General features: G+C 68.8%; 17 protein-coding genes. 7 read left to right on the top strand and 10 right to left on the bottom strand.

Going from position 1 to position 21,345, the window contains the following annotated elements:
• Nucleotides 1-11 precede the first annotated feature (11 nt).
• Genes AC4EEV_RS18680 through argC form a run of 6 tightly spaced genes read right to left on the bottom strand, consistent with a single transcriptional unit; the run spans nucleotide 12 to nucleotide 6,004 of the window.
• A complete protein-coding gene (locus tag AC4EEV_RS18680; RefSeq protein WP_018763591.1) occupies nucleotides 12-542 on the bottom strand; it encodes an arginine repressor in 531 nt (176 codons plus the stop codon).
• A complete protein-coding gene (gene argF / locus AC4EEV_RS18675) occupies nucleotides 539-1,543 on the bottom strand; it encodes an ornithine carbamoyltransferase (RefSeq protein WP_109044876.1) in 1,005 nt (334 codons plus the stop codon). Before argF ends, AC4EEV_RS18680 begins: the two co-directional genes overlap by 4 nt.
• Nucleotides 1,540-2,811 (bottom strand): acetylornithine transaminase, encoded by a 1,272-nt coding sequence (locus tag AC4EEV_RS18670; RefSeq protein WP_285320620.1) that lies wholly within the window; start codon nucleotides 2,809-2,811, stop codon nucleotides 1,540-1,542. The genes argF and AC4EEV_RS18670 overlap by 4 nt, the downstream gene beginning before the upstream one ends.
• Nucleotides 2,808-3,767, bottom strand: coding sequence for an acetylglutamate kinase (gene argB, locus AC4EEV_RS18665; protein WP_285320619.1), 960 nt, complete (start codon nucleotides 3,765-3,767; stop codon nucleotides 2,808-2,810). Before argB ends, AC4EEV_RS18670 begins: the two co-directional genes overlap by 4 nt.
• Nucleotides 3,768-3,809: 42 nt before the next feature.
• Nucleotides 3,810-4,976, bottom strand: a complete 1,167-nt coding sequence (argJ, locus tag AC4EEV_RS18660) for a bifunctional glutamate N-acetyltransferase/amino-acid acetyltransferase ArgJ (RefSeq protein ID WP_491329699.1) — start codon at nucleotides 4,974-4,976, stop codon at nucleotides 3,810-3,812.
• Nucleotides 4,973-6,004, bottom strand: a complete 1,032-nt coding sequence (argC, locus tag AC4EEV_RS18655) for an N-acetyl-gamma-glutamyl-phosphate reductase (protein ID WP_491329698.1) — start codon at nucleotides 6,002-6,004, stop codon at nucleotides 4,973-4,975. Before argC ends, argJ begins: the two co-directional genes overlap by 4 nt.
• A 159-nt stretch (nucleotides 6,005-6,163) precedes the next feature.
• Here argC and AC4EEV_RS18650 point away from each other — a divergent pair, with 159 nt between their 5' ends.
• The 3 genes from AC4EEV_RS18650 (at nucleotide 6,164) to AC4EEV_RS18640 (ending at nucleotide 12,655) form a co-directional block, all read left to right on the top strand.
• Complete coding sequence (locus AC4EEV_RS18650) at nucleotides 6,164-7,129, top strand: quinone oxidoreductase family protein (RefSeq protein ID WP_491329697.1); 966 nt, start codon at nucleotides 6,164-6,166, stop codon at nucleotides 7,127-7,129.
• A 193-nt stretch (nucleotides 7,130-7,322) separates the two neighbouring features.
• Nucleotides 7,323-11,297 carry a Pls/PosA family non-ribosomal peptide synthetase gene (locus AC4EEV_RS18645; protein WP_491330912.1) on the top strand — a complete coding sequence of 1,325 codons (3,975 nt, stop codon included), beginning with the start codon at nucleotides 7,323-7,325 and terminating at the stop codon, nucleotides 11,295-11,297.
• Nucleotides 11,294-12,655, top strand: a complete 1,362-nt coding sequence (locus AC4EEV_RS18640) for a M1 family metallopeptidase (RefSeq protein ID WP_491329696.1) — start codon at nucleotides 11,294-11,296, stop codon at nucleotides 12,653-12,655. The genes AC4EEV_RS18645 and AC4EEV_RS18640 overlap by 4 nt, the downstream gene beginning before the upstream one ends.
• On the opposite strand, the gene AC4EEV_RS18635 is transcribed toward AC4EEV_RS18640, so the two are convergent.
• From AC4EEV_RS18635 to pheS, 3 genes are read right to left on the bottom strand one after another with little or no spacing between them, the layout of a single operon-like run.
• Nucleotides 12,619-13,323, bottom strand: coding sequence for a 4'-phosphopantetheinyl transferase family protein (locus AC4EEV_RS18635; protein WP_491329695.1), 705 nt, complete (start codon nucleotides 13,321-13,323; stop codon nucleotides 12,619-12,621). The two genes, AC4EEV_RS18640 and AC4EEV_RS18635, sit on opposite strands and share 37 nt — an antisense overlap.
• 31 nt (nucleotides 13,324-13,354) lie before the next feature.
• Nucleotides 13,355-15,898 (bottom strand): phenylalanine--tRNA ligase subunit beta, encoded by a 2,544-nt coding sequence (gene pheT, locus AC4EEV_RS18630; protein ID WP_491329694.1) that lies wholly within the window; start codon nucleotides 15,896-15,898, stop codon nucleotides 13,355-13,357.
• A gap of 2 nt (nucleotides 15,899-15,900) precedes the next feature.
• A complete protein-coding gene (pheS, locus tag AC4EEV_RS18625) occupies nucleotides 15,901-16,962 on the bottom strand; it encodes a phenylalanine--tRNA ligase subunit alpha (RefSeq protein WP_018763602.1) in 1,062 nt (353 codons plus the stop codon).
• Nucleotides 16,963-17,162: 200 nt separating this feature from the next.
• Here pheS and AC4EEV_RS18620 point away from each other — a divergent pair, with 200 nt between their 5' ends.
• The 3 genes from AC4EEV_RS18620 (at nucleotide 17,163) to AC4EEV_RS18610 (ending at nucleotide 19,446) form a co-directional block, all read left to right on the top strand.
• On the top strand, nucleotides 17,163-17,618 hold the full coding sequence (locus tag AC4EEV_RS18620) for a hypothetical protein (RefSeq protein WP_109044884.1): 456 nt from the start codon (nucleotides 17,163-17,165) through the stop codon (nucleotides 17,616-17,618).
• Entirely contained in the window at nucleotides 17,615-18,271 is a 657-nt protein-coding gene (locus tag AC4EEV_RS18615; protein ID WP_491329693.1) for an SIMPL domain-containing protein, read from the top strand. Before AC4EEV_RS18620 ends, AC4EEV_RS18615 begins: the two co-directional genes overlap by 4 nt.
• Before the next feature lie 77 nt (nucleotides 18,272-18,348).
• Entirely contained in the window at nucleotides 18,349-19,446 is a 1,098-nt protein-coding gene (locus AC4EEV_RS18610; RefSeq protein ID WP_491329692.1) for an Rv2578c family radical SAM protein, read from the top strand.
• A gap of 53 nt (nucleotides 19,447-19,499) precedes the next feature.
• On the opposite strand, the gene AC4EEV_RS18605 is transcribed toward AC4EEV_RS18610, so the two are convergent.
• Nucleotides 19,500-19,946, bottom strand: coding sequence for a (deoxy)nucleoside triphosphate pyrophosphohydrolase (locus tag AC4EEV_RS18605; RefSeq protein ID WP_018763606.1), 447 nt, complete (start codon nucleotides 19,944-19,946; stop codon nucleotides 19,500-19,502).
• 155 nt (nucleotides 19,947-20,101) lie between these two features.
• On the opposite strand from AC4EEV_RS18605, the gene AC4EEV_RS18600 reads away from it, so the two are divergent.
• On the top strand, nucleotides 20,102-21,310 hold the full coding sequence (locus AC4EEV_RS18600) for an MFS transporter (protein WP_491329691.1): 1,209 nt from the start codon (nucleotides 20,102-20,104) through the stop codon (nucleotides 21,308-21,310).
• Nucleotides 21,311-21,345 lie beyond the last annotated feature (35 nt).

Genomic DNA, 21,345 nt, shown 5'->3' with positions numbered 1-21,345 from the left:
TGACGTCAAGCTTATTGCCCGGCTTCCTCGGCCAGTTGCAGGAAGCGGGCTGCGAGGTCCGGGCCGCCCAGCGGATCGCGTGACACCAGCAGGACGGTGTCGTCCCCTGCGATGGTGCCCAGGATGGATGGCATCACCGAGTGGTCGATGGCCAGGGCCAGGAAGTTCGCGGCACCGGGCGGGGTCCGCAGGACGGCGATGTTGGCGGAGGCTTCCGCCGTGACCAGCAGTTCGCTGCACAGCCGGGCCAGCCGCGCGTCCAGGATTTCCTGCGTGACGCCGCTCTTCGCGGCCCGTTCACCGCCTTCGCCGGGGACGGCGTACACCAGGACGCCTTCCTTGCCACGGACGCGGACCGCACCCAGTTCCACCAGGTCCCGGGACAGGGTTGCCTGGGTGACCTGCACGCCGTCGTCCGCCAGCAGCGCCGCAAGCTCAGCCTGCGAACGAACGGACTGCCCGGTAAGGATGGCGGTGATGCGTGCCTGCCGGGCGGTCTTGGTGGCCGGGCTGCTGCCCGGGGAGGACGGCTGGGCGGTCACTGGAACGTGCTCTCCCCGGCACCTTCAACGGGGGAAAGGCCGTCAACGACGGCCAGGCCGGACCGGTGCATCAGCCAGGCCATCAGGGCCTTCTGGGCGTGCAGGCGGTTTTCCGCCTCGTCCCAGACGATGGACTGGGGTCCGTCGATGACGTCCGCTGAGATTTCGTAACCGCGATAGGCAGGCAGGCAGTGGAGCACGACGGCGTCTTCCGCGGCGAGTGCCAGGGCGTCCGAATCGACGGAGTAGTCCCGGAACAGCTGGAGCCGTGCTTCCTTCTCGGCTTCCTGCCCCATGGAAACCCACGTGTCGGTGGCCACCACGTCCGCTCCCTGCAGGGCTTCCTTCGCATCGGTGGTGACCAGCACGGAACCGCCGGTTTCGGCCGCCCGTTCCTTCGCGGCCGCCACGATGTCCGCGGCCGGCAGGTAGCCTTCCGGCCCGGCAATGCGGACGTGCATCCCGGCCGTGACGCCGGCCAGCAGGTAGGAGTTGGCCATGTTGTTGGCGGCGTCGCCGAGGTAGCTCATGGTGAGCCCCTTCAGTTCGCCCTTGTGCTCCTTGACGGCGAGGAGGTCGGCCAGGAGCTGGCAAGGGTGGTAGTCATCGCACAGGGCATTGATGACCGGGACTTTGGAGTTGGCAGCCATGGCCACCAGCCCGGAGTGCGCGCCGGTGCGCCACACGATGGTGGACACCATCCGTTCGAGGACCTTGGCGGTGTCCTCCACGGATTCCTTGTGCCCGATCTGCGCCTCGCCGGGATTGATGATCAGGGCATTGCCACCCATGTCGGCGATGCCCGTGGCGAACGAGACGCGGGTCCGGGTGGAGGTCTTGTCGAAGATGACGGCCACGGTCTTGCGTCCGCTGCGCTCAGCGGCGAACGGCTGGACGCTGTACGGAGCGGCCTTCATCCGGGCTGCGAGTTCCAGGACCTCTGCCTGCTCGGCGGGGCTGAGGTCGGTGTCCTTGAGGAAGTGCCGGGTTGCGGTGGTCACTGGGCGTCCTTAGCTGTCTGGAGGATTGCCGGGAAAGCGGCGAGGAAGGTGTCCGCCTGGGCTGTGGTGAGGATCAGCGGGGGTGCGAGGCGGATGGTGCGCGGGCCGGGGCTGTTGACGATGAAGCCTGCGTCGAGGGCGGCCTGCACGACGGCGGGGGCGACGTCGGCGTCGAGGTCGAAGCCGACCAGCAGCCCTTCACCCCGGACCTCGGTGACGCCGGGGACCGCGGCCAGTGCGGAGCGCAGGTGCGCACCCACCGCGGTGGCGTTGGCCAGGACGTCCTGGCTTTCGAGCGCGTGGAGGGTGGCCAGGGCGGCCGCCGTGGCCACCGGGTTGCCGCCGAACGTGGTGCCGTGCTGGCCGGCGGACAGCAACGACGACGTCTTCTCACCCATGGTGATCAGGGCGCCGATGGGGAATCCGCCGCCGAGGCCCTTGGCCAGGGTGACGGCGTCGGGGACGATCCCGGCGTCTTCGCTGGCCAGCCACTTGCCGGTCCGCCCGATGCCGGTCTGGACCTCGTCGAGGATCAGGAGTGCTCCCGCCTTGGTGGTGGCCTCACGGGCAGCCTGCAGGTAGCCCGGGGGCAGCGGCCGGACGCCGGCCTCGCCCTGGATGGGCTCCAGGAAGACGGCGGCAACGGTGTCATCCACTGCTGCCTGCAGCGCAGCGATGTCGCCGAACGGAATGTGCACCACGCCGCCGGGCAGCGGTTCGAACGGTGCCCGGTAGGCTTCCTTGGCGGTCAGCGCCAGGGCACCCATGGTCCGGCCATGAAAAGCGCCTTCGAGGGCGATGATTTTGCTCCGCTTGGTGTCGCCGGCGCCGGTGTTGCGGCGGGCAAGCTTGAACGCTGCCTCGTTCGCTTCCGTGCCGGAGTTGCTGAAGAACACCTTGGACCCGGCAGGGGCGTGGGTGAGCTCCAAAAGTTTCTCCGCCAAGGCCACCTGCGTGGGGCTGGTGAAGAAGTTCGAGACATGGCCCAGGGTTGCCAGCTGGCTGGCGATGACTGATGTCACGAAGGGGTGGGCGTGGCCGAGGGCGTTGACGGCGATACCGCCGAGCAGGTCCAGGTATTCCTTGCCGTCGGCGTCCCACACCAGGCAGCCGGCGCCGCGGACCAGGACGCGCTGGGGCGTGCCGAAGACGTTCATCAGCGAGGTGGAGTAGCGGGAGAGCCACTCGGAGCCCGCGTGGCCCGTGGTTTGCACCAGTTCGGCCACCGGGGTTTCGACAAGCTCAACCTCTGCGGTGTGCTTACTCATGCGTTGTTCTCCTCGTCCGGGACCACCTGGGTGCCGATGCCCGCCGTCGTAAATGTTTCAAGAAGCATGGAGTGGGGCAGGCGCCCGTCCACGATGTGCGCGCGCTCCACGCCCTCGTCGATGGCCTTCAGGCACGCGGCCATCTTGGGGATCATGCCCGATTCGAGCCGGGGCAGCATCTTCCGGAGCTCGGAGGCCGTCAGCGATGAAATCAGGGAGGACTTGTCCGGCCAGTTGGCATACAGGCCTTCGACGTCGGTCAGGATGACCAGCTTGGAGGCGCCCAGTGCCGAGGCGACGGCGGCGGCCGCGGTGTCCGCGTTGACGTTCAGGACCTGGCCGGTGGGCTGGAAACGCCCGGCACCTGGCACGTTCTCCCCGCCGTCGACAATCTCCGGGGCGACGGTGGAAATCACCGGGATGCGGCCGGCGGCCAGGATGTCCACGATGCCCGCGGGGTCGACGCCGACCACCTCGCCCACGAGCCCGAGGTCGATGTCTTCGCCGTCCACCACGGTGCCGGTGCGGACGGCGCGCAGCAGCCCGCCGTCTTCGCCGGACATGCCGACGGCGTAGGGCCCGTGGGAGTTGATCAGGCCCACCAGTTCGCGCCCCACCTGGCCGGTGAGGACCATGCGGACCACGTCCATGGCTTCCGGGGTGGTGACGCGCAGGCCGCCTTTGAACTCGGATTCGATGCCCAGCCGGCCCAGCATGGAGTTGATCTGGGGGCCGCCGCCGTGGACCACCACCGGGTGGATACCCACGTGGTGCAGGAAGACGATGTCCTCGGCGAAGGCCCGGCGGAGTTCGTCGTTGACCATGGCGTTGCCGCCGTACTTGATCACCATGGTGGTGCCTGCGAACCGCTGGATCCAGGGCAGTGCCTCGATCAGGGTGGCGGCCTTGTCCTGGGCAGCGGACATGCTGGTGGTTTCACGCGTCTGGGTGTTCATGCTGTCACTTTCCGCAGCGGTTCCTGCCGGGAGCAGGAGCTCCTAGCTGGAGTAGGCGCTGTTCTCGTGGACGTAGTCGTGGGTGAGGTCGTTGGTCCAGATGGTGGCTTCGGCGTCGCCTGCCTGCAGGTCGATCTCCACCAGGACCTCGCGCGGTTCCAGGTCCACCAGGCTCCGGTCGTCGCCGATGCTGCCGTTGCGGCAGATCTGGATCCCGTTCATGGCCACGTTGAGCTTGTCCGGATCAAACGCAGCGTCCGTAGTGCCCACGGCGGACAGCACGCGGCCCCAGTTCGGGTCCTTGCCAAAGATGGCGGCCTTGAACAGGTTGGAGCGGGCCACGGAACGGCTGACCGTTTCGGCGTCCGCTTCGCTGGCGGCATTGAAGGTGCGGATGGCGATGTCGTGGCTGGCACCCTCGGCGTCGGCGATCAGTTTGCGGGCCAGTTCGGCGCAGACCTGGGTGAGGCCGGCACCGAAGTCCGCTGCGGAAGGTACGGCCCCGGACGCGCCGGAGGCCAGCAGGACCACGGTGTCGTTGGTGGACATGCAGCCGTCGGAGTCGGCGCGGTCGAAGGTGACGCGGGTGGCGTCCCGCAGGACGACGTCGAGCATTTCGGATTCGACGGCGGCGTCGGTGGTGAGGACTACCAGCATGGTGGCCAGGCCGGGGGCCAGCATGCCGGCACCCTTGGCGATGCCGCCGATGCTGAACTCCTGGCCGTCGGCGTCGGTGCCGATGAACAGCGCCGATTTGGGAACGCTGTCGGTGGTCATGATCGCGGTGCCCGCCGCCGGACCGCCGTCGGCGCTCAATGCTGCCGCCGCCGCTTCGACGCCCGGGAGGATCTTGTCCATGGGCAGCTGTTCACCGATCAGGCCGGTGGAGCAGACAAAGACGTCGGTGGCCGAAATCCCCAGGACCTCTGCCACTTTCTCCGCGGTGCTGTGGGTGTTCTGGAAGCCGGTGGGGCCGGTGCAGGCGTTGGCGCCGCCGGAATTAAGGATCACGGCGTCAACGCGGCCGTCGGAGACCACCTGGCGGGACCAGTGGACCGGAGCCGCTGCCACCCGGTTGCTGGTGAACACGGCGGCCGCGGCCTTGGCCGGGCCGTCGTTGACCACGAGGGCGAGGTCCGGGTTGCCGGAAGCCTTGAGGCCGGCGGTGACGCCGGCTGCCCGGAATCCCTGGGGTGCGGTGATGGTCACGGGGCTACTCCCTGCAGGTTGAGGCCGTCGGTTTCCGGCAGGCCGAGTGCGATGTTCATGGACTGGACGGCGCCGCCGGCGGTGCCCTTGGTGAGGTTGTCAATCACGCAGGTCACGATCACGCGCCCGGTGTGGGGGTCGAGGGCGAGCTGCATGGCGGCGTGGTTGGAGCCCTGGACGGACTTGGTGGCTGGCCACTGGCCTTCCGGCAGGACATGGACGAACGGCTCGTCGTCGTACGCGTCCGTCCAGGCCTGGCGCAGCTGCGTCGCGGTGGTGCCGGCCTTGACCTTGGCCGTGGCGGTGGTGAGGATTCCGCGGCTCATCGGAGCCAGCGTGGGGGTGAAGGACACCGTGACCTGCTCCCCCGCCGCGTTGGACAGTCCCTGCTCGATTTCCGGTGTGTGCCGGTGTCCGCCGCCCACTCCGTACGGGCTCATGGATCCCATCACTTCGGAGCCGATGAGGTTGGCCTTGGCCGCCTTGCCCGCGCCGGAGGTGCCGGAGGCGGAAACGATGACGACGTCGTCGGGCTCCAGCAGGTGGGCTGCGAACCCGGGAGTGAGCGCCAGCAGGGCGGAGGTGGGATAGCAGCCGGGGACGGCGATGCGCCTGGCACCCTTCAGGGCCTCGCGCTGGCCGGGCAACTCCGGAAGTCCGTACGGCCAGGTGCCGGCGTGGGCGGAACCGTAGAACTTCTCCCAGGCCGCGGGGTCCTCGAGCCGGTGGTCGGCTCCGGCATCAATGACGACCGTTCCTTCCGGAAGCTGGGCGGCGATTTCGGCGGAAGCGCCATGCGGGAGGGCAAGGAAGACGACGTCGTGGCCGGAGAGGTTCTCCACCGTGGTGTCTTCCAGGATCCGGCTTGCCAGTCCGTGCAGGTGCGGCTGCAGTTCCCCCAACCGCGAGCCCGCGTTGCTGTGCGCCGTAATTGCGCCGATGGTCACACCGGGGTGCCCGGCCAGGAGGCGGAGGACCTCTCCCCCGGCGTATCCGCTGGCTCCCGAAACCGCAACAGAAATAGTCATGCCTCCACCATACAACAATAATTATGCAATGGGGTCGATATTTATACATGCGCAATCCGGGGACGGTTGTTCCGCATACGTGTCCGTCCGGCACAAGGTGTCCCTAGGATGGACTTCGGCAGCCGGGCCGGAGGTACCGGAACCCGGGAAAGGAGCGCCATGACGCACGCAATCCTCGCACGGCAGGCAGGCGGACCGGAAGTCCTTGAATATACCGGGGTTGAGCCCCCCACGCCCGGCCCGGGGCAGCTGCTGTTCAAGGTGGGCGCGGCCGGCGTGAACTTCATCGATACCTACAAGCGCAGCGGCACCTACAAGGTGCAGTACCCCTTCACCCCCGGCACCGAGGCCGCCGGCACGGTGGAGGCGGTGGGAGACGGGGTGACCGGATTTGCCGTCGGCGACCGGATTGCCACGGCTGAGGGCATCAACTGCTACGCGGACTACGCGCTGGTGGACGAAGACGCCGCGCTGCCGGTACCAAGGGGCCTGGACGTCTTTACCGCCGCGGCGCTGCCCCTGCAGGGCATGACTGCCCACTACCTGATGAACTCCACCTTCAAGGTGGAACCTGGCCACAAGGTCCTGCTCCATGCCGGCGCCGGAGGCGTGGGACTGCTGCTGATCCAGCTGCTTAAGGCACGGGGCGCTGAGGTGTTCACCACGGTGTCCACGGACGAAAAGGAAGACTTGGCGCGCGACGCCGGCGCGGACCACGTGCTCCGCTACGAAGGATTCGCGGAGCACGTCAGGGACATCACGGGCAGTACCGGCGTGGACGTGGTGTACGACGGCGTGGGCAAAGACACCTTCGACGGTTCCCTTGCCGCCTTGCGCATCAGGGGGATGCTGGTGTTGTTCGGTGCCGCGTCCGGTCCCGTCCCGCCCGTCGACCCGCAGCGCCTGAACGCCGGCGGCTCCTTGTTCCTGACCCGCCCCACGATGGGCCACTACCTCCGGGATGCCACGGAACGGCGCTGGCGCTCCGACGAGGTGTTCGCAGCGGCGGCCGAGGGCAGCCTGAAGGTGCGGGTCGGGGCCCGTTACCCCTTGTCGCAGGCAGCCCTCGCGCACCGCGACCTTGAGGGCAGGAAGACCACCGGCAAAGTCCTCCTGGTCCCGTAACCTCCGGCAACGTGAACACCGGGCAAACGCCCGGGCCGCCGCAAACGGCGGTTTCGGGCGCGCCGGACACCTTTTGTTCATCTTCTCCCGGGAAAATGCACGGGTGACCCAGCAGCAGGTCCCCTTCGGGGATGACCATCCCGGTGCAGCGCCGGCCAGCACCGTCCACCAGGATCCTGCGGCCTCGGCAGCCGTGCCCCCGGCAGGTGGGGCCGGCAGGAACGTCGCCCTGTACGGGCCCCAGCTGCCGGGGGCCGCGGCTGCACCGGCGGCCCGGACGCTGATCGATATCCTGCAGGACACCGCGGCCCGCTTTCCCGACGCCTCGGCGCTGGACGACGGCCGTACCTCACTGAGCTACGCGCAGCTGCTGGACGCTGTCCGCGCCACCGGCCGCCGCCTGCACCAGGCCGGGTTCGGCGCCGGGGACAGGATTGGCATCCGGATCCCGTCCGGCACCAGCGAACTCTACGTCTCCATCCTCGCCGTCCTCCTGGTGGGAGCCGCTTATGTTCCCGTGGATGCCGACGATCCCGAGGAACGCGCACGGCTGGTGTTCGGCGAGGCCAACGTGGCAGCCGTCCTGGGGCAGGGCGGTTCGATCAGGCCGGGCGCATCGATCGGGACGGGGCCGGCCGGGCAGGGGCGGAAAGGCCCGTTCAAAGGCGCACGGCCCCCGGAACCTGGCGACGACGCCTGGATCATCTTTACCTCCGGCTCCACCGGAACACCCAAGGGCGTGGCGGTCCGGCACCGGTCTGCCGCTGCCTTCGTGGATGCGGAGGCAAGGATCTTCCTCCAGGACGAACCCCTCGGTCCGCAGGACCGGGTCCTGGCCGGGCTGTCGGTCGCCTTCGACGCTTCCTGTGAGGAAATGTGGCTCGCCTGGCGGCAAGGCGCCTGCCTGGTGCCCGCACCGCGCGCCCTGGTCCGGACCGGCATGGACCTTGGCCCCTGGCTGATCAACCACGGCATCACGGCCGTTTCGACCGTGCCCACCCTCGCTGCGCTCTGGCCGGCGGAATCGCTCGAGAACGTCCGGCTACTCATATTCGGCGGCGAGGCCTGCCCGCCCGAGCTGGCCAGCCGCCTGGCCGTTGAAGGCCGCGAAGTCTGGAACACGTACGGTCCAACGGAAGCAACGGTGGTGGCCTGCGCGGCGCCCCTGGGTGCACCCGGTCCCGTGCGGATCGGGTTGCCGCTGGACGGCTGGGACCTGGCCATCGTGGATGGGAACGCGGTACCGGTAGCCGAAGGCGAAGTAGGCGAACTCATCATCGGCGGCGTTGGCCTGGCCCGCTACCTCGATCCTGCCAAGGACGCGGAGAAGTACGCGCCCATGCCCACCCTGGGGTGGGACCGGGCCTACCGGTCGGGTGACCTGGTGCGCTTCGAGCAGGCCGGCCTGGTCTTCCAGGGCCGGGCCGACGAACAGGTTAAGCTCGGCGGCCGCAGGATTGAGCTGGGCGAGATCGATGCCGCGCTCCAGTCCCTTCCCGGGGTGGCCGGCGGCGCCGCGGCAGTCCAAACCACGGCCGCCGGAAACCACGTCCTGGTGGGCTACCTGGCGCCGGCGGCCGGGGTGGTCCTTGACCTTTCGATTGCCCGGGAGCAGCTGACGACAAGCCTGCCTGCGGCCCTGGTTCCCATGCTCACCGTGGTGGACTCCCTGCCGACCAAGACCAGCGGCAAGGTAAACCGGCACGAACTCCCATGGCCGCTGGCCGGGGCTGGCGCCGCGGAGGCTAACGCCGCCCCCCTGAATATTCCGGATGACGCCGCCTGGATCGTGGAGCAGTGGAGCAACGTGCTGGGGAGCCCGGTCAGCTCGCTGGACGCCGATTTCTTCGCGTACGGTGGCGGTTCACTCTCGGCCGCCCAGCTGGTCTCGGCCCTGCGGGTCCGCTACCCCACCATCACCGTGGCCGATATCTACGCGACGCCGCGGATCGGTGCGCTGGTGGAAGTGGCACGCCAGTCCCGTCCCGGCGGCCCGGCGGTCCCGGCACCGGAGCGCTCCGTGCGGCCCACTGCCAGGAAGTCCCAGGTTTTCCAGACCCTGATGGGTGTGCCGCTGCACATCCTGGTGGGCATGCGGTGGCTGACCTACGTCATGGCCCTGAACAACCTGTTGTCCGGGCTTGCCGGGTTCACTGCCGCTCCCACGGTCTCGTGGTGGTGGGTGGCGGTGTCCTGGCTGGTGTTCGTCAGCCCGGCGGGGCGGATGCTGTTGGCCATCGGCGCGGCCCGGTTCCTGCTGCGCGGGGTGGAACCGGGCATCTATCCGCGGTCCGGGCGCGTCCACCTGCGGTTGTGGCTCGCCGAACAGATCCAGGACCTCGCCGGCGCCGTCAGCCTCGCCAGTGCGCCATGGGTCCCGTATTACGCCCGGGCGCTGGGTGCAAAGATCGGCCGGGACGTCCAGCTGCATTCGCTGCCTCCTGTTACCGGGATGCTGACGCTGGGCAGCGGAGCCAACGTGGAACCGGAAGTGGACCTCTCCGGCTGGTGGATCGACGGCGACGATGTCCATATTGGAGCCATCCGGATTGGCCGCGGAGCCAGCGTGGGCGCACGCAGCACGCTGATGCCCGGCGCCTCGATCGGAGCCGGGGCGCAGGTGGAAGCCGGTTCCGCGGTGCTGGGGAAGGTCAAGGCAGGCCAGCTGGCGGCCGGGTCTCCGGCGCGCCGGCAGGGCAAGGCCAAACACAGCGTGCCGGATGCCGCAGCCCAAGGCAGGTTTGCCGCACGCGCCTGGTTCGCCGGCTTCGCGCTGGCGTCGGCTTGCCTTTCCGTCATCCCTTACGTGTCCGCCGCTGCCGCGCTGTGGGTCGCGTTCGCCTTCATCCAGGGCAGTACCTCTCTCACCGAAGCCCTCCCCCGGCTGGTGCCGGCCCTTGCCCCCGCGTCGCTGGTGTGGTTTGCCGTGAACGCCGTCCTGGTGCTGGCTGCCACGCGCCTGCTGTCCATCGGGATCGCGGAGGGCTACTACCGGATCCGCAGCCGGGTGGGATGGCAGATCTGGGCCACCGAGCGGGTGCTGGACCTGGCCAGGGACCTGCTGTTCCCGATCTACGCCAGCCTGTTCACCCCGGTGTGGCTTCGCCTGCTGGGCGCCAAGGTCGGGAAGAACGTCGAGGCCTCCACCGTGCTGCTGATACCGAAAATGACCACCGTGGGAGAGGGTGCCTTCCTGGCCGATGACACCATGGTGGCCTCTTACGAGCTCGACGGCGGCTGGTTGCGGGTGGCACCGGCCAAGATCGGCAAGCGGTCCTTCCTCGGCAATTCCGGCATGACCGCCGCCGGCCGGAACGTGCCCAAGAACTCGCTGGTGGCCGTCCTGTCCGCGACGCCGGCAAAAGCCAAGGCGGGCACCTCCTGGCTGGGAAGCCCGCCGGTCCGGCTGCGGCGGACCGCGATCGCCTCAGACGGTTCCCGCACTTTCCAGCCCCCGGCGCAGCTGAAGGTGGCCCGGACCCTGTGGGAGCTGGGCCGGTTTGTGCCGGTCATGCTCACGGTGGCCATCGCTGCCGGCACCATGCTGGCCTTCGACTGGATCGCTGCAGCCCTGGGCTATGGCGCCGCAGCCGTACTCACGGGCGTGGTCATGCTGCTGGCGGGCTTTGTGGCCGCAGCCGCGTCCGTCGTCGCCAAGTGGATCCTGGTGGGCCGGATCCGCCCCGGCGAGCACCCGCTCTGGAGCTCGTTCATCTGGCGCAACGAAGTAGTGGACAGCTTTATCGAGATGGTGTCCGCGCCATGGTTTGCGCGGGCTGCTTCCGGCACGCCGGCCCTGGTCTGGTGGCTGCGTGCGCTCGGCGCGAAGATCGGCAGCGGCACATGGTGTGAAAGCTACTGGCTGCCCGAAGCCGACCTGGTGACGCTTGGCCGCAACTCCACGGTGAATCGGGGCTGCGTGGTGCAGACGCACCTGTTCCATGACCGGGTGATGAGCATTGACGCTGTTACGCTCGAGGACGGGGCCACCATGGGCCCGCACGGGGTCATCCTTCCCCAGGCCAGGGTCGGCGCAGGCGGAACAGTGGGGCCGGCGTCCCTGGTGATGCGCGGCGAAGCAGTTCCCGCCGCGACGTACTGGATGGGCAACCCCGTCAGTCCCTGGAGCGGCCCCGGATCGCCGTCTGCCAACCGAAGGTCCCCATGAGTTCTTCAGCATCATCCGCGCGCGGCAGTGTCAACGAGGCCGGCGGCGCTGCCCCGGATCCTTACCTGCCCGGCGCCGGGACCAACGCCTTCCGGGTGGAGCGGTACGAACTGGACCTGGACTACCGGGTGGCCAGCAACCGGCTCAGCGGCAGGGCGGTGCTGCACGGCGTCACGTGCGTCCCGGCGTCGGCCATTGTGCTGGACCTTGCCGGGCTGCGCGCCACCAAAGTGCTGCTGGACGGCCGCAAGCCCCTTCGGTTCAGCCAGCGGGCAGGGCAACTCGTGGTTGCGGCGCAGAACCCTTTCGAGGCCCGGCAGCCGTTCACGCTGGAGGTGCGCTACGAAGGCAACCCGCGGCCACGTCGGGGCCTCTGGGGTGAGGTGGGCTGGGAGGAGCTCACGGACGGCGTCCTGGTGGCCGGGCAGCCCAACGGGGCGCCCTCCTGGTTCCCGTGCAACGACCACCTCGGGGACAAAGCCAGCTACCGGTTCACCGTGACCACCGATGCGAACTACCGCGTGGTGTGCAACGGCGTCCTGCAATCGCACACCGCCCGGTCCAGCCGCGAAACCTGGGTCTATGAACAAGCCGATCCCATGCCCGCCTACCTGGCCACCGTGCAGATCGGCAGGTACGCTCTGCTGGAACTGGACAGCGGACGGCACGGCACCCCCGTTCCGCAGACCGTGGCCGTCTCCCACGCCCTGGCCGACCGGGCACGGGCCGGCCTGGCGCTCCAGCCGGCCATGATGCGCACGTTCAGCAGCTGCTTTGGCCCCTACCCTTTTCCCGGGTACGTCGTAGTGGTCACCGAGGACGAACTGGAAATCCCGCTTGAGGCGCAGGCATTGTCCATCCTTGGCCCCAACCACCTGGGCCTGGACTGGGAGTCCCAGCGCCTGATCGCCCACGAACTCTCCCATCAATGGTTTGGCAATGCCTTGACGGCGGCCAGCTGGCAGGACATCTGGCTGCACGAGGGCTTTGCCTGCTACGCGGAATGGATCTGGTCCGAAGAAGCCGGCGTCATGGCCGTGGCGGACCGGGCCGGGGCTGCCTGGCGCCGGCTGGCAGCCGAGGAGCAGGACATCCTGGTGGGAGACCCCGGACCTGGGCGGATGTTCGATGACCGCGTCTACAAACGCGGAGCACTGGCTGTCCATGCCGTCAGGATGGCCGTAGGCGACCTCGCCTTCTTTGCCGTCCTGCAGGACTGGACCGCCAGCCACCGGCACGGCTCGGTCACGACGCAGGACTTCATCATGGCCGTCAGCCGGGCAACAGCCGTGGATGCCGAATCCCTGCTGCACCCGTGGCTCTACGAGGAGCCGCTGCCGCCATTGCCGGCGTCCTGAGCGGGCACGGAAAGCGCGACGGCGGCGGCCAGGTGGGCGGGAAGCCCGGTTTCCGCGGGGCCAAGGTCGATCAGTCCGGGACGTTCCAGGACGTCAAGGGAGGACGGCATCCTGCTGAGTCCCTCGCCGGTCATCTTCAGCCAGGCCTCTTTGCGGGCCCACAACCTTGCCCTGGCTGCAGGGAGGAGGTCCGCCGTGACGCCCCGGAGCGCAAGCTGTTCGGCAGGTGCCAGCGCCAGTCCGTCGAACCCGTCGAAACCGGTGCGGGCAGGATCCTCGATGTCTGTCCCGAGGCGGGTTCCCGGTGCGGCAACCGGCACGGCCGCGAGCAGGGTCCAGCCGCCGGCCCGGGACAGGCTGAGGGCCAGGGGCACGGGGGAACCCCGGTAGGTGTACCCCGGCGTGCCGTGGCCCAGGTCCGGGCCCGTGCCGCAGTGCGGGCAGCCGTAGGCCGTGGCGAGGTCGGCGGCGGACACTGACAGCAGGCTGGCGGCGAAGTCCCGCTGGGCCAAACGACCGGCCAGGAACGCCGTCCCGGCGGCGGGCGCCATGGCCTTGGCCCGCGCCAGCTCCACGCCGTCCAGGAGGCGTTCGGCGTCGCTGAGCACCGCGGCGGCTTCGCCGGGCAGCAGGAAGGGCGGGACTGCACGCATTTCACAGTGCGTCATGACCCGCCCTTCCGGAGGCTGCGAACAGGACCTAGCGCTGCACGGCTCCGAAGCGTTCCGCTGCCAGGGCCACGGCGCTTTCGCGCGCGGCCGAGGCTTCGTCCGCGGTCAATGTGCGGTCGGCGGCCCGGAACCGGAGCCCGAAGGCCAGCGACTTCTTGCCGTCCTCAATGCCCTTGCCGGCGTAGACGTCGAACAGGGCGACGTCCTCCAGCAGCTCGCCGGCACCTTCACGGAGGGCGGCGAGGACCTCGTCGGCCGGGACGTCGGCCGGGACCACGAGCGCCACGTCCTGGGTGGCCACGGGGAAGGTCGAGATGTGGCGGGCCACGATCACGTCCGGTGCGGCGTCGAAGAGGGCATCGGCATTGAGTTCCAGCGCCACCGAACGGGCCGGCATGTCCGAGGCCGCCAGCAGCTTGGGGTGCAGTTCGCCCGCGTACCCCACGGTCTCTCCTGTCCGCAGTGCGAGCCGGGCGGTGCGGCCGGGATGGAACGCCTGGTGGCTGCCCTGCGTGACCACAAGGTCGACGCCGAGGACGTCGCCCGCAAGGCGGGCAACATCCAGCGCGTCAGCCCAGTCCCACGTCCGCGGAGTGTTGCCGGCAGCAGCCGGGGAATCGTGGCCGGTGAGGATGGCGGCCACATGGAACGGCTGGTCCGGGACGCCGTCGTAAAGTGCGTCGAGCACCTCGTCGGCGGGTTTTTCCCCCAACGGCGGGATGGCGGCGGTACCCATGGCGTCGCCGGGAAGGAAGACCAGGCCGGACTCGAACAGGGCGAGGTCGCGGAAGCCGCGGGAATGGTTCCGCTTGGCCACCTCGATCAGGCCCGGAAGGATCGAGGTCCGCAGGTAGCCCTGCTCCTCGCTGATCGGGTTGGCGAGCTTGACGGCGCTCCGGGGGGTGGCTTCGTCGGCCGTGCCGAAGGTGTCGTTGGCCGCCTTGGACACGAACGGGTAGGACAGGACCTCGGTGAGTCCGGCGTCCGCCAGGGCCTGGATCAGGCGCCGGCGCTGCTGCTGGACCCGGGTGAGGCCGCGGCCGGGAGGGGCCACGGGCAACGTGGCAGGGATCTTGTCGTAGCCCACCAGCCGGGCGATTTCCTCTGTGAGGTCTTCCTTGGTTTCCAGGTCGCTGCGCCAGCTGGGCGGCGTCACGGTCCAGCCGGCGTCGTGCTTTACGACGACGGCACCCAGGTCCTCCAGCGAGGTGACAATCTGCGCTTCGGTGAAGTCGATCCCGATGCGGGCCGCGGCGAAGCCGGCCGGCATCTCGATGGTGACGGTTTCGGGGGCGGTGCCGACGTCGGTCCCCGCCTCATCAGCGGATCCCCCGGCCAGTTCCACCAGGAGGTCCACCACGCGCTGCGCGGCGATGCCCGCAACCTGCCAGTCAACGCCGCGTTCGAAGCGCTTGGACGCCTCGGACGGCAGCTTGTGCCGGCGCCGGGAACGTCCGATGGACACGTCGTCGAAGTGTGCCGCCTCAACCAGGATGTTCGACGTCGAATCACTCACCTCGGTGGCCGCGCCGCCCATGACGCCCGCGATGCCGATGGCGCCGGAGTCGTCGGTGATCAGGAGGTCCTCCGCGTCAAGGGTGCGCTCCTTGCCGTCCAGGGTGGTGATCTTCTCCCCTGCGGACGCGCGCCGCACCACGATGTCGCCGGACAGCTTGTCCAGGTCGTAGCAGTGCGTGGGCTGGCCCAGCTCAAGCATGACGTAGTTGGAAATGTCCACCGGCAGCGAGATGGAGCGGATGCCGGCCAGCCGCAGCCGGGATACCATCCACTGCGGGGTGGGCCGGGTGGCATCCACGCCGCGCACCGTGCGGGCCACGAAGCGGTCGCAGCCGGGCGTGCCGTAAATGGGGGCGTCGTCGTTGAGCTTGACGCCGTAGCCGCCGGACAGCTCGGCCGGGGCGTTGACCTTCGTGGCGGGATCCGTGAAGGCGGTGCCGGTGGCGTGCGCGTACTCGCGGGCCACGCCGCGGATGGAGAAGGCGTAGCCGCGGTCCGGGGTGACGTTGATTTCCGCAGCCTGGTCGTAGAGGCCCAGGAGCTCCATGGCGTCGGTGCCGATTTCCGGGTCCAGCCCGATGCGGGAGAGCACCAGGATGCCGTCGTGGTCATCGCCGATGCCCAGTTCGCGGACGGAGGCGATCATGCCGGCGGAGAGGTGGCCGTAGGTCTTGCGGGCGGAGATGTGGAAGTCGCCGGGCAGCACGGCGCCGGGCAGGGTGACCACCACTTTGTCGCCTTCCACGAAGTTGTGGGCGCCGCAGATGATGCCCTGCACGCCGGAGGGGTCGATGCCGTCTCCTGTCAAAGTCTGCTCCTGCCCTTCGGGCACGACGCGGACCTGGCACCAGTTGATGGTCTTGCCGTTGGTCTGCGGTTCCTTGACCAGGCTCAGGACCTGGCCCACCACCACGGGCCCGCGCAGGGCGTCGGTGGGGCGGTGGACCGCTTCCTCTTCGAAACCGACCTTGACCAGTTCGGCCATGACGTCTTCGGCCGTTGCACCGGCCGGTACGGCCGCGAATTCACGCAGCCAGGAAAGTGGGATACGCACTGTTAGATCTCCATCCCGAAGTGCTCGCTGAACCGTACATCGCCTTCGATCATGTCGCGCATGTCCCCCACCTCGTTGCGGAACATGAGGGTGCGCTCAATGCCCATGCCGAAGGCAAAACCTGAATAGACGTCCGGGTCGATGCCGGCGGCGCGCAGGACGTTCGGATTGACCATGCCGCAGCCGCCCCACTCGATCCACGCCGGGCCCCCCTTGGCCCCGGGATGGAAGATGTCCAGTTCGGCGGACGGCTCCGTGAACGGGAAGTAGTTGGGGCGCAGCCGGATCTGGGCTTCATCGCCGAACATCTGCCGGGCGAAGTGCTCAAGGGTGCCGCGCAGGTCCGCCATGCTGAGGTTCCTGTCGATGGCAAGGCCCTCGAACTGGTGGAACACCGGGGTGTGGGTGGCATCGAGTTCGTCGGTGCGGAACACCTTGCCGGGGCACAGCACGTAGATGGGTACTTCGCGCTCGAGCATGGAGCGGACCTGTACCGGGGACGTGTGCGTGCGCATCAGCAGGTGGGCTTCGGGCGGCTCAACGAAGAAGGTGTCCTGCATTTCGCGGGCCGGGTGGTCCGGCTTGAAGTTCAGCGCATCGAAGTTGAACCACTCCGATTCGACCTCGGGGCCTTCGGCGATTTCCCAGCCCATGCCCACGAAGATGTCCGCCACGCGGTCCTGGAGGGTGGAGAGCGGGTGGCGGGCACCGGCACGGCGACGGCGCGGCGCGGCGGTGACGTCCACGGTTTCCTCAACCAGGATGCGGGCATCGTTCTCGGCTTCCAGGACGGCCGTGCGGTCGGCGAGCGCCTTGTTGACCCGGCCGCGGGAGGCGCCCATCAGCTTTCCGGCGAGCGCCTTCTGGTCCTTGGGCAACCGGCCGATCTCACGGTTGGCAAGGCTCAGCGGGGATTTCTCGCCGCTGTGGGCAAGCCGCACCGCCTTCAGCTCGTCAAGGGTGGCCGCACCGTCGATGGCGGTGATGGCCTGGTCTACAGCGGCGTTGATGGCGGCCTCATCCGTGGGGTTCGGAATGGCGGCGCCCGGCAAAGTTTCAGTCATCTACTGTTCTTAGCTACGAGTCGTGGCTGCCGGCGGGCGGGGCAGCCGTACGCGGTTTCCCGCTCGGCGCGTCCGTCGCTGGCAGGTCATGGATGAATGCGCTGAACGTCAGTTCATTCAATGACCAGGTCAGGGCTCGCCGGCAGGACCGGCGGCCACTGCCCTCCAGTCTAGTTGAACCCTCCGGCTACCATGGCCTCATGACTTTGCGGCAGCGCGCGGGTACCCAGGATGTCCCGACGACGGCCCAGCGGCTCAGGCGGGCAGCGAACCTCCTCAACGGGAGTACTGTCGCGGGCCTCGCCGTCGCCCTCGCCGCGGGGACCCGGCTAAGCCGCGGCCCGCGTGGCATGGTCTTGGCCGCCGGGTACCGTTGGCGGCTTCCGGCCGCCCGCGCCTTCACGGTGGGGAACGTGGTGCTGTACCGCGGTCCGGCCGCCGACCTGTTGTCCCGGCCTGCGTTGCTGGGCCATGAGGAGCGGCACTGCAGCCAGTACGCCTGGTGCCTCGGCCTGCCGTTCATTCCCTTATACCTGGCCGCGGCCGGCTGGTCCGTGCTGCGGAGCGGAAATCCGGGAACAGCGAATATTTTCGAACGCAGGGCCGGCCTGGCCGCCGGCGGCTACCCGGTTCCGGCGGGGAGCGCGGTCCTGTGAACGCCGCGGAGCGGGCCTCCACAGATGCCGGCACGGTGACCGTCACCGGGAGCGGGTGGGCGGAGGCGGTCCCTGACCTGGTGACGGTGTCCGTGGCGGTGGAGTGCCGCGCGCCGTCCTTGGCGGACGCGTATGCGGCGGCCGGCCAGGGCCTTGCCGCCGTGGCCGCGGCCCTCCGGGGACACGGCGTTGCCCCTGCCGACCTGCGGACGGGCGGCCTGTCAGTGCGGGCAGACCTCGCGTGGCGGGACGGCGAAGGGCAGAAACTCGTGGGCTACGTTGCGGTCGGCAGCCTTGCTGTCAGGCTGCGGGACGTCGGCAACGCACCGGCGGCCATCTCCGCCGCCGTTGAGTCGGGCGGTGACGACGTCCGGCTGGAGAGCCTGCAGCTGGTCCTCTCCGATGACTCAGCCACCCGTGCACAGGCCAGGGAGGCTGCCTGGCAGGACGCACTCCGCGCAGCCGCCCAGTTCGCGTCGCTCGCCTCGGCCACACTGGGCCGGGTGTTGTCCGTGACCGACCTCCGGGCGGCTCCCGGCCCGGTACCGGCCGCCGGCCTGCAACGGGCCTCCGCCGTTGAGGGGCTGCCCCTTGAGTCCGGCCGGACCCGGGTGGAGGCAGGCGTGACGGTCACGTGGGAGCTGCTGCACTAGCCGGCGTTGGCTGGGAGAAGCCCTGAGGCAGCGCGCCGCCCTTGACTTCCGTTCGAACATGTCTTCGAATGGAGGCCATGAGATGGGAAGCACAGGCTTTGGTTCCGACCCCCGAAACTGCCAGTGGGGCTGCTCCGGCATTGCTGCCGCTGGCCGGCCTGGTACGGTCCGTCACCACTCCCGAGTTCGCCGGCATCACGTTCCATGAGGTCACCGCAAAATCGGTGCTCAACAGGGTCCCGGCTGGGTCCAGGATGCCTTTCGAATGGACGGTGAACCCCTACCGGGGTTGCAGCCACGCCTGCGTGTACTGCTTTGCCAGGAAGTCCCACACGTATTTGGATTTCGACGCCGGCATGGACTTCGACAACCAGGTGGTGGTTAAGGTCAACGCGGCGGAAGTCCTGCGCAAGGAAGTGAACAAGGCGTCCTGGACGCGCCAGCAGGTGGCGCTTGGCACCAACACCGACCCCTATCAGCGGGCCGAGGGACGGTACCGCCTCATGCCGGGCATTATCTCCGCCCTGGCGGACTCCGGCACTCCCCTGTCCATCCTCACCAAGGGCACGTTGCTGGCGCGGGACATTCCCCTGTTGAAAAGTGCCGCCACCCAGGTGCCGGTAGGCCTGGGAATCTCGCTGGCCATGACCGATGAGGCCCTTTCGGAAGCCATCGAGCCCGGCACACCCGGGCCCAGGGCGCGGCTGAGGCTGGTGTCCCGGCTGCGCGAAGCCGGGCTCCCGTGTGGGGTGATGGCCATGCCCATCCTGCCGTGGCTTTCCGACAGTGACGAAGCCCTGGATGCTCTCTTCGGCTCCTTGGCGGCCGCGGGCGCAACGGGAGTCACCGCGGGTGCCCTGTACCTGAAGCCCGGGACCAGGGAGTGGTTCATGAAGTGGATCGCAGCCCACCACCCCGAACTGGCGGGACGCTACCGGCGGCTGTACGGGACGGGGTCCTACGCTTCCAAGGAGTACCGCACCTGGCTGGCCGCCAAGGTCCGGTACTTCAAGGCACGCCACGGTTTCTCGCATTCCTCCGGCTTCAGCCACCGGGACCTGGACGATCCCCGCGCCGAGGAAGCGCAGTACCCCGACGGCAGCATCCCCGCCCCGGCTACAGAGGGCACCGCGGGGGTTCCCGCCCGGCCCTCGCAGCAGGACGCCCTCTTCTAGCAGGTCCTGTGGTGGCGGTCCCGTGTCAGAGGCCCTGGTTCAGAGTGCCTGGTTCAGAGTGCCTGGTTCAGCGGGGATGCCACCGAGTCCAGCAAAGCCCGGACGATCGGAAAATCAGCAGGGATCCACGGCAGGCCCAGGACCGCGTCCCGGTCCCGGAGGTCCAGCCACCGCAGTTCGTCATGGTCTTCAAGGGGCCGCGGCTCGCCGTCGCTGACCTCCGCGAACCAGACCCGCATGCTGGCCCGTTCGTTCAGCGGCCAGCCACCGGGATCCTCCGCCGGCAGTTCGGGTCCCAGCCGGACACCGATTCCGAGTTCCTCTGACAGTTCCCGCACCAGCGCGGCCTCGGGCTCCTCGCCGGGTTCAACCTTGCCGCCCGGGAACTCCCACAGACCGGCCAGGTGCTCCGGCGCACTTCGCCTGGCGACCAGCAGGGCCGCCGGGTCCGCCAGCTCGTCCACGATGGCTCCGCCCACAACCTGAATCAGTCCAGTCATTCGGCCATTCTATGGTCCACAATGGAATGTCCCGGAACAGCATTCCGGCTCAGGGAATAGGTCCTGGCCGCCAAGGGTTTGCGACTCTGTCCGGACGTTCCTGCCCCACTGCCGTGGCATCCGGTCTTTTCCACCCATCTTTGAGAAGCAGGCACATGAGCAGCGTTCTTTCCCAGTCCACGGCAACACCCGCCAAAACCCCGAACCTTGGGATGGCCATTTTTGCGCTGGCCATGGGCGGGGTAGGCATCGGTGTGACCGAGTTCACCATGATGGGCCTGTTGAAGGAGGTGGAGCAGGGACTGGCGATCAGCACTCCCCAGGCCGGCTACCTGATCTCCGCCTACGCCCTGGGCGTCGTGGTCGGCGCCCCGCTGCTTGCCGTCGTCGGGGCCAAGCTACCCCGCAAATACCTGGCGCTCGGGCTCCTGCTTTTCTTTACGGTTGCCAACCTCAGTTCGTTCATCGCACCTGACTACGGGTCCATGCTCGTCTCGAGGTTCGCTGCGGGCCTGCCGCACGGGGCGTTCTTTGGCGTGGCCGCCGTGATAGCCGCCTCCCTGGTCCCGCCGACGCGGCGCGGCTGGGCCATCTCCATGGTGATGGCCGGCCTCAGCATCTCCAACGTCGTCGGAGTACCCTTTGCCACCTGGCTGGGCCAGGCCTTCGGCTGGCGGCTGCTGTTCGTCCTGGTGGGGTGCATCGGGCTGCTGGCACTGGTGCTCGTCTGGATCTTCGTGCCGTTCCAGAAGACGCACCCGGACGCGAGCATCCGGCGCGAACTCGGTGCGCTGAAACGGCTGCAGGTGTGGCTGGCGCTCCTGGTGGGGATTGTTGGCTTCGCCGGCTTCTTCGCAACCTATACCTACATCGCCCACACCATGACCAACGTGGCCGGAATCCCCTCCACGCTGATCCCGCTGGTGGTGGCCTTGTACGGACTGGGTATGGTGGCCGGGAACCTCATCGGCGGCAGGCTGGCCGACAAGTCGGTGATGGGCACCCTCTACCGCGTCCTGCCCGCGATTGCAGTTGCCCTGGTGCTCTACGCCGTGGCAGCACACTGGGCATGGAGCGCCCTGGTCATGGTGTTCGTGGTGGGGGCCGCCGGTTCCATGCTGGTCCCCGCCCTGCAAACCCGGCTGCTGGATGCTTCACCGGATGCGCCGTCCCTGGCCTCCTCGCTCAACCACGCCGCGCTCAACGTTGCCAACGCCCTGGGGGCCTTTCTCGGCGGCCTCGTCATTGCCCTCGGGTGGGGCTTCGTAGCCCCGGCGCTCGTGGGCGCCGTACTCGCCGTCCTCGGGTTCGGCGTCGCGCTGCTCAGTGGCGTGCTGGAGCGCAAGCGTCCGCTGGCAGCCTGATCCCGCCCGCGACCCACCATCGCCGCGGTACCGCC

It is taken from the genome of Pseudarthrobacter sp. MOO14 (assembly GCF_058267675.1).
Note: the sequence above shows the minus strand (reverse complement) of the source record. Positions and strands in the feature narration are given on the sequence as shown.